At 60.3% G+C, this 4,433-nt stretch carries 5 protein-coding genes; all 5 read right to left on the bottom strand.

Features of this window, described 5'->3' with window-relative positions:
- Positions 1–79: 79 nt before the first annotated feature.
- Positions 80–373, bottom strand: coding sequence for a hypothetical protein (locus QZY03_RS04790; RefSeq protein WP_295578633.1), 294 nt, complete (start codon positions 371–373; stop codon positions 80–82).
- Positions 366–2,036 carry an ATP-binding protein gene (locus QZY03_RS04785; protein WP_295578632.1) on the bottom strand — a complete coding sequence of 557 codons (1,671 nt, stop codon included), beginning with the start codon at positions 2,034–2,036 and terminating at the stop codon, positions 366–368. Before QZY03_RS04785 ends, QZY03_RS04790 begins: the two co-directional genes overlap by 8 nt.
- 238 nt (positions 2,037–2,274) lie before the next feature.
- On the bottom strand, positions 2,275–3,408 hold the full coding sequence (locus QZY03_RS04780) for a hypothetical protein (protein WP_295578631.1): 1,134 nt from the start codon (positions 3,406–3,408) through the stop codon (positions 2,275–2,277).
- Positions 3,405–4,244: a hypothetical protein gene (locus QZY03_RS04775; RefSeq protein WP_295578630.1), complete on the bottom strand. Its 840-nt coding sequence runs from the start codon at positions 4,242–4,244 to the stop codon at positions 3,405–3,407. Before QZY03_RS04775 ends, QZY03_RS04780 begins: the two co-directional genes overlap by 4 nt.
- On the bottom strand, positions 4,213–4,433 hold a 221-nt coding region (locus QZY03_RS04770), incomplete at its 5' end, for a hypothetical protein (protein WP_295578629.1). The genes QZY03_RS04770 and QZY03_RS04775, both read right to left, overlap by 32 nt.

Here is a 4,433-nt window from a genome sequence, read left to right as displayed (position 1 = left end):
TGCACTTGGATATTGGGCAAATCTAGCAATAGCTCTATTGCTTGTCTAAGTGGCTCGTTGTTGGAGTCCATGATGACCTTCAAGACCTCGCAAGATGCTGAAATATAAGTATATCATAACCTACGGAGATCCCGAAGAGCCTAAACCAAACCGAATCCGAGCGGATATCACAGCCGGCCGCGGCAGGCGCGGGCGCCTCGACCACAGCCGAAAATCCCAACTCATGGCCAAGCGTATTCCAAAGGCTACAACCGATACTGTGGATCAGCACATCTTCGTCTTTCACCCCTGGGTGAAAGAGCACCGGGAAACTGCGCTGGAGAAAATCAGAACCGTCCAGTGTCTCCCTGATGCGCGCGATCTCGTCATTCATGGAAGGTATCCCAGACCTGGAGCACCTGGGGTGACTCCCCGCCATGCACCAGCGCCTTACCGCCAACTTTGACCAGCAGGGGCGCCGGGATAGACCGACCGCAGACCAAGGCCTCGCCGGTCGACAGGCTCGGCAGTTCGTCCAAGTCGGCCTTACTCACCATATCAGACGCCTTGGCGATGAAACGCTGATCGTCCGGGTTCTTCAGGCGCATGGTAATCAGGGTGTTGCACTGAGAGGTCACATCGGCATCGAGCTTGGAAGGCCGCTGGCTCACGATACAGAAGCCGACGCCGAACTTGCGCCCCTCGCCCGCGATCTTCTTGATCACCCGATGGCTCACCGCCTTGCCGTCGGCGGGGGCGAAACTGTGCCCCTCCTCATAGACCAGAAAACAGGGGCGTAGCGGGTCTGTCTTGCTGGACGCCGCGCGCAGGATCTCGCTGGAGAGCAAGGCGCAGACCACCTGCTTGGCGGTATCGCTCAGACCCTGGAGATCGACAACGACAAGCCGACCCTTGCGGTTCGAGGGTCGCCCGATCATACGATAGATATCGGTGGACTCTGCCATGGTGGCGGAGTAAAAACTCTGGGCCTCGTTGAGGACCCGGCTGAGCTTCATGGAGGCGACCGCGGCGCTGCGTCCGCTCAAGGCGTTGGCCTCCGCGTCCGACAGATCATCCCAACCCTTCATCTCATCGATTCCGTCGCCGAGGAAATAGCGCAAACGGTTGATGTCGCGCGGCTCGGTCCTATCCACATGGCGCCAATAACGCATGGCGACGTCCAGCACACGCTGCTGGGGTTCCGTCAGTCCCGGCAGAATCTCCGCCACATCGTCCATCTCGAAGCGGTCGAACTGAAGCGCCAGCGGGCGATTCTTGCCGGCGTACTTGAACCGAAACGACTCGTGCTGCGGTGAATAGACCTGAATGCCGGCATCGGCGGCCTGCAACCGCTCGAACATCGCTTTGATACGCGGGAGCGTGTGCCGATCGCGTGGATCGTCGATCCCCTCGACTTGACCGAATTGCAGTTGCCCCTTGGCGAAGGCGCGACCGTATTCGCCATGGGGGTCGAAGACCACGACGCTGCCGTTGTTGATGGCAACCAGGCGCTCGATGATTCTGCCCACCGTGTAGGACTTACCGGAGCCGGTCATCGCCAGCACCGCCAGGTGCTCGGTAACCAGGTTGTTGACGTCGAGGAACACCGGTACCGTATTCTCGCCGTGCTCGTAGCCTACAAGGTTCCCCAGGTGCAAGCTGGTGTGTTCGTTGAACTCATAGAAATCCGCGAGGAACTGAAAATCCACCGTTTCAACCGCGACGCCGGGGTCCGGCGGTCGGCGCGGGATCTTGATCTGGCGCGTTTCCGGATCGCGGTAACCGATCAGCTCCAGATTCGCATACAGATGTTCCCCGGTGACGCTCGCCCCGGGCAGCAACTCAAGCTCGGTCACGCCGTCCCCGAACCCGGCGTTGAACAACAGGTTTGAACGGTGAATGCGAATGACCCGGCCGAGTACAGGCACCCGGGGCTCGTCCTGCCGCTCCTGGTGCATGATTCGGACGAACTCGCCCCGTCTGACGGCAAAGGAGCCATTCACCACCATCGTCAACTTCGACGAGTCCCCGGTGTTGCCGACCAATTTTCCAAGCACGCTGTGTTTCATTGTAGAACCTAGAAAGCGCATTCGCACCACAAAGGCACAAAGAACCCTAACCCAAGAGATAGAATTTGCACCACAAAGGCACAAAGATCACAAAGAAATGCAATAAGGTGCTGTTCCGGTTCGGCTAACCTCGGCGGTAAGATACAGCCGCTGGACAACGCATGAAAATTCTTTGTGTCCTTTGTGCCTTTGTGGTGCAAATGTTTGAACCTGAGTTGATGGCTCATTATTCCTCATCCAGACCAGATAACCAGGTCTCTTCGATATCGTTCTGTCTCATCGCGTCACTGAGGCCAGCCCGGTAGTAAGCAGCAAACTGGTCGAGGGCCTTCAGTTGCTCGTAGCCCAATACCTGGGGCAAGGGGTAGGCCCGGCGCTGGCTCTGCATGTCGAGCACCATCAGCTTCCAGGCGACCGCGTCGAGTGCCGCGCTGTCCCAGTCCTGCTCTTCTCCGGCCAACTGGACCATCTGGATGTCGCTCCCGCGCCCGCCCCTGTAGTGGAATCCGATCAGGCCGGCGGCCACGGCTTCCTCGGGCGCCATCCGCGACTGGCTTTCAGTCATGCGATAGGCCATGGTGCGCGTAAAGGAGCCGAGGATACCGTGCACGAAACGCTGATCTCCAATCCCGGACAGCTTCTCGTCGAGCCCCAGGAGCCGAGCGGCCCGGTCCTCGTCGAAGCCATCGCTCAAGAGCAGATGGTTGCGGCCTTCCGCCGTGCGCAGATCGCGACGGGCGATGCTCACGATAGCACTGAAGCGCTCAGCCACGATGCTCGCCATGACAGGGCCACGCGGGTTCCAGGGAAACAGCTCAGGGCGATGGCGCTCCCAGAATTGCTCGATGACCTCACGGGTCTTGTCATAGTCACCCCGGTGTTTCTTGTGATGTCGTTGCGGTACCAGATCGCGGCTGATGAAGAGCGGGGTGTCGAGCAAGATGAGATGTGACGGTGACGCCTCGCTGAGTAAGCGTTCCGCCAACCGGTAGCCATGCCGCATTTCAATCAGGTCCAAGCGTTTCCGCTGGGCCTCGAAGTCGATATCGTCGAGCTCCGAGATCGAGTCGCTCCCCCTGGTGCTGATCTGATTCTGCGCGATGAGCATATCAGTACGCACCCCGGCACAGGCATAGATGAACCCGCCTAAGGCGTTCTTGACCGCTGAGCGGGTGGCGACACCGGAGACACTAAGATCGATCACGGCGGGTCGCCGCACCGCCTTCACCAGCCCGGCATCCCGGAAGAGCGGCGCCACCGCCTCGATGTCCCGGATCTGCTTCATCAGACGGCCCGCCGAACCCGGCAGGCGAATCTGGCTCTCGATCGCAAGCGTCTGCGCCAAGTTGATACCGGTCATGACGACAACTCCTCACGCAATCGCACCGCAAAGCCCCAGTAGGGTGAGGCGCGCAGGGCCGCGACCCCCGCGGCGGACAACCCCTGCTCGTCCAGGTAACCCCCGGCCCGCAGTTTCGGGAGCAGCTCGGCGACACGCTCCCGGTTAAGCTGAAACATCGGCACCGGTTGCGCTTTGAGCGCGCTGAAAATGACATCCGGGTCGCCCGTCTGCCAACCGCAGAGACATACCATGACCCCGAGCGCCTCGGGCATGAGGGGTGCCGGTCCCGCAACGACCGCAGCCGCTCCCCGGTGCTCCACGGCGAGCCCCGCGTGTCGGTGCAACGCCCGCAGCCAGTGGTCCAGCGCAGCGACCTCGTTCAGCAAGGTGATCGACCACAACGGCAGACAGGTCGCTGCCAACACCCCCGATCCGGAATGGGCCTTACTGAATCGCGTGTTGACCGAGTAGTCCGACCACTGGTGTCCGGCCTCACGGTCGCAATCGCCGTCTCGGCCATGCAACAGGTAAGTGGTCTCCTGCGCCAGCAGATCGGGGACACGCCGTCCTTCGGGCTGCGCAACCGCGTCCCTGAATCCGATGGTCCAGTCCAAAGACGCAAGCACCGGCCCCTCATCGTATGGCGGCAACAGCAACAGGGTACGCCCCGGAGCCGCACACCAAGACGTCAGCACATCCCGGTCCACATCACCCGACGCCTGCAAATCCTTGCCGATCATCAGCAGGCCCCCCCCCTCCGGGAGGGTGTCCCCGAGCCTCTGTGCATGAAGCGCCGCGGCGAGAAAGCGTCCGCGGCGATGCTCAGCAAGCTTCAAATCTAGAAATACCATCATGCTTCTCGCCCCAGGTCATAGTCACCACATAGCCAGAGAAGATATTCACCACAAAGGCACAAAGGACACAAAGGACACAAAGGACACAAAGGAAGAAAAGATGAATTCTTTGTGCCCTTTGTGCCTTTGTGGTGAACTTCTTCATGCCGCACCATTCGCGCTCTGAACTGGCTGAAGAGAAGATGCACC

The sequence above is a fragment of the uncultured Lamprocystis sp. genome (genome assembly GCF_903933125.1).
GTDB lineage: Bacteria > Pseudomonadota > Gammaproteobacteria > Chromatiales > Chromatiaceae > Thiodictyon.
Note: the sequence above shows the minus strand (reverse complement) of the source record. Positions and strands in the feature narration are given on the sequence as shown.